Here is a 4,348-nt window from a genome sequence, read left to right as displayed (position 1 = left end):
GCAAGTGAGCTAAAAGACGTTACTTATTTTAATCCAAGTATAGGTAGCTCGGCTGGAGATATGATTTCTACTGCTGATGACTTAAATAAATTCTTCTCTTACTTGCTCGGGGGTAAATTACTGAAAGCACAGCAACTAAAACAAATGCTTACTACAGTTCCTACAGGAAAAGAAGGAATCGATGGATATGGTCTTGGAATCTATGAAACTAAGCTTCAAAACGATGTCTCGATATGGGGACACACAGGTGGCATTCTAGGGTTTACTACTCTTGTTGGAGGTAAACTTGGAGGCAAGCATACGTTGGTCGTCAATTGGAATAGTTTGGGTAGAGCTGACAGTCCTGATCCTTTTAAAAATATTTTACTTGCTGAATTTAGCAAGTAGGCAAAAAAGAAAAACGGATAAATTTTGTCATATTTTTTATAGTTAAACAAATAAGTGATGAATTCGATTACTTATCTAAGGAGGCAATTCTCTCATGAAAAATAAATTATCTGGGGTGTTAGCCGCTACATTAGCGCTAACGATGATCCTACCAACAGGGGCGATAGCATCTTCAAGCAGTAAGACTCCGGTTGTAGCTAACCAAGAAGTTGCTAACCAAGAACTGGAGAAGATTGCGGCAGAGAAGGCTGCGCTACTCACGAAGTCCTATGGGACGACTAGCGTGCAGTATGCGCTAATTGATAATGGTAAACTTATTTTGTCGGGTCAGACAGGCAAGAACGATATGGAAGGAAAACAGCGGCTGAACAAAGATACTCTATATGGGATTGGTTCAGTCAGTAAAATGTATGCAACAGCGGCTGTAATGAAATTGGTCGACGAAGGAAAAGTCGATTTGGATGCTCCTGTCGTCCACTATGTTCCTGATTTCAAGATGAAAGACGAGCGGTACAAACGCATTACGCCACGTATGCTGTTAAACCACTCCTCCGGCTTGCAAGGTTCCACGTTAAGTAATGCATTTTTATTTAACGATAATGATACCTATGCCCATGATGTCTTGATGCGGCAATTGTTCAACCAAAGCTTGAAGGCGGATCCTGGCGCGTTCTCGGTATACTGCAACGACGGCTTTACGCTGGCCGAGATTTTGGTGGAAAGAGTCAGCGGTATGAGCTTTACCGAATTTATACATCAACGGTTTACAGAACCCTTACAGCTGAATCATACGAAAACGCCGCAGGACAAATGGGAAGACGATAAGCGGGCTGGACTCTATTTTCCGGCGTACCAAGGGAAGCTTCCCATTGAATCGGTGAATGTGATTGGTTCGGGAGGGATCTCTTCCACGGCAGAAGATATGGTACGATTCTCACAATTATTTATGGGACAGGGAAAAGGGATCCTCTCTGATAAGGCAGTCAAGGCGATGGAGCAAGAGGAATATAAAAAAGGAATGTGGCCGGGGGATGGAGGTAATATTTTCAACTATGGTCTTGGCTGGGATAGTGTGAAACTATACCCATTCAGTGAATATGGGATAAAAAGCATGGCTAAGGGCGGCGATACAACACTGCAACATGCTATACTGGTCGTGCTTCCGGAACAGAAGATGGCAGTGGCTGTGTTGTCATCCGGCGGCCAAAGCTCTACAAATCAACTACTGGCAACTGAATTACTGCTCGCCGCGCTTAAAGAGAAGGGCACAATTAAGGACATCAAGCCAAACAAATCCTTTGGCAAGCCGGTCAAGGCCAAGATGCCTCAAGACGTGACGAAGAAAGCGGGCTTTTACGGCAATAGCGAAAGTCATTTCAAAATAGAAATTACGAAGAATGGAGAACTGTTCTTACCATCTAATCGAGAAGAAAAATATGTATATACTGCGAATGGAAGCTTTATTAATGAGAAGGGTACTTCCAAGCTCAACTTCGTCACTGAGAAAAATGGAAGAACTTATTTGAAGGAGAGCACATATAAATCGACGCCAGGCTTAGGGCAAAATGTGATGACTCACTATTTAGCCGAGAAACTAGAAGACAACGTGCTATCGAAGAAAACCGCTGCCGCATGGGCGAAGCGGGAAGGCGTCAAGTTCTATCTCGTGAACGAGAAATTTAGTTCTATTGAATATCTCGTTCAACCGAAACTTATTACCACACAAATTACTCGCAAGGAAGGCCTGGCGGGCTATTGGGACGGCAGAAAAATTACAGGTCCGAACACCGCGGCGCATCAGCTCCAGATCCCCGTGATGAATGGCCGTGATACGACGGAAACTCATTTCTATACAGAAGGCGGCAGTGAATATATGGAGATGGCCGGATTGTTATACGTAAGTGGATCCAACGTAAAACCGCTTGATGCAGGCCAATCATCCAAAGTTACGCTACAAGCAAATGGGCATGCGAAATGGTTTACGATCCCACAAGCGATAGCAGGGAAAACGATGAGCGTGACGTTGTCATCGAAGAGTTCATTCGCGGTGTATGATGAGAAGGGAGTATGCGTCAATTTTACCGTTGTGAGCGGCAATAACAAAGTAAAACTGCCGAAAAACGGATCGGTTGTATTTGCTGGCGCGCCGAACTCGGAATTTGCAATCACGTTGAACTAGCTACAATTCAAGATGGACTTCAACAAAACCAGTACGACACAGAAAAGGTGTTTTGCTGGTTTTGTTTGTATTTACACATTATCTTTACGAAGAGGCTTTCCACGAATAATATCACGCTCAAACTCTGCAAGAACAGCTATCATACCAACTTTTTAGCTGTTAAGAAACTTTGCAACAGAACCAGACATGTACTCCTTCATCACTAAAAACAGCCAGTTTTGATTTTAAATTTTTTTATTTATTGACTATGAAGTAACCACATAGTTTATAGTATGAATATTATTCCTTACTATTTGGAAAGCATTAGTAGATGCAAGAAAGAGGGGAGTCCGTGTCAAAATTCTGTTCTCACCTCATTCGGATGCACTGTTAGTTAAAGAAGCAGCGTATCCATATATCCGAAAAGCATTAAAACAGGGAATAGAAGTATATGGTTATAAAAAGGGAGTGTTACACGGTAAAGTATTTTTGATTGACGAAAAAGTATTGATGGTTGGACCGTGAATTTTGATTCGCGCTCGTTTCATTTAAATGAAGAAATGAACTGTTATATCCAAGACCCTGTCTATATTTCGAAAATAAAGCCAGTCATTACTGCAGACTTACAAAATTCAAAGAGGGTAACATCCTCTGACGTCAATCAATTATCTATAAAAGAAAAAATGAAAGAAAAGGTTGCAAAAATGTTTGAGTATTATTTGTAAAAACAAAGAATTTTTATATTAAGGAATAGTAAAATGATAGGGGTCTCGCCACATGCCTATCAAGTTAAGATTTTGAAGTTCCTCTTAAACGAAAATTTTGTGTTTTTTATAGATACAAAGTTCATTTTTATCGTTTTTGGGCAATCTGTTCTGTTAGGTTGATGGATATTTAATAAATTTCGACTTAAAAACAATTGATTTTAACAACGTTAGGAGTGTTTCATGCAGCACAATGTCATTTGTGTTGTATTGCAAGAAGAAAAATTACATTAAAAAAGAGCCAGAATTCATCCTGTTAAGAGTAAATCGACTTTTAATATTTAAAAGGATGGAAAAAAGAAACACAGAGGTGAAAAACCTCTGTGTTTCTTTTTGATTAATATATTTACTGAACTTTCCGGTACAGATACTCCTTCTATCCTATTATAGAAGCTATTTTGAACGTAAGTAATTTGTAAGAAATGGGTAAGAAAAAAGAGATTTTCATTGTGTATGATAAAAATATAAAGAGGCGTGAAAGGCGGAACAGATATGACTTATATATGAAAAACAAACCAGTAACAAGAGTGTTTCAAGGAAAAGAAGTAATTTTTGGGGTTAACATATATGTGGGAAAAGAGGGGTTTACCTAGGACAGAATGGTGTTTGTAAAAATAATAATTATGAAGATGATTACGAATTCAATGTTGACCTTTTGTCATTGGTGGAGATGATAGCTGTGTGGTTAGTACGAAACAGCAAGCAACCACCTATACAATATGAATAGAGGAGAGGAACGCCTTATGAAAACACGTAGCCAAATTAAATTTGCAAGTCTTGCCCTTTTAATAGCTGGAAGTTCCCTGTTATACACAACGCCAACTTCAATTGTAAAAGCAGAGCCCACTCAAAATGTATCTAGTTCGTTACAAACAAGCACTCAAAGAGATCGTACTTCCGTTAAGCAAGCAATGCGGGATACATTGCAACTTGGATACCCGGGGATACTTGCTAAAACTTCCGAGGGTGGAAAAACGTGGAGTTATGCCGCTGGGATAGCGGATCTGAGAACCAAGCAACCAATGAAAACAGATTTTCG

At 40.0% G+C, this 4,348-nt stretch carries 2 protein-coding genes and 2 pseudogenes; all 4 read left to right on the top strand.

The annotated features are described in order from the left end of the window. A partial coding sequence (locus SB773_RS29660) for a serine hydrolase (protein ID WP_410593779.1) occupies positions 1-387 on the top strand: 387 nt, incomplete at its 5' end. Positions 388-481: 94 nt separating this feature from the next. Beyond that, positions 482-2,566 carry a serine hydrolase domain-containing protein gene (locus SB773_RS29655; protein WP_410593777.1) on the top strand — a complete coding sequence of 695 codons (2,085 nt, stop codon included), beginning with the start codon at positions 482-484 and terminating at the stop codon, positions 2,564-2,566. 288 nt (positions 2,567-2,854) lie between these two features. Continuing rightward, positions 2,855-3,270 (top strand): annotated as a pseudogene (locus SB773_RS29650) (phospholipase D-like domain-containing protein); the annotation flags it as partial. A 758-nt stretch (positions 3,271-4,028) separates the two neighbouring features. Continuing rightward, positions 4,029-4,348: pseudogene (locus SB773_RS29645) on the top strand (serine hydrolase domain-containing protein); the annotation flags it as partial.

The organism is Bacillus sp. SIMBA_074, from assembly GCF_046534555.1.
Lineage (GTDB): Bacteria > Bacillota > Bacilli > Bacillales > Bacillaceae_G > Bacillus_A > Bacillus_A mycoides.
Note: the sequence above shows the minus strand (reverse complement) of the source record. Positions and strands in the feature narration are given on the sequence as shown.

Bases quoted from the DNA above. Each gene is read 5' to 3' on its own strand.
- SB773_RS29655 (WP_410593777.1), top strand. From the start codon at position 482: ATGAAAAATAAATTATCTGGGGTGTTAGCCGCTACATTAGCGCTAACG.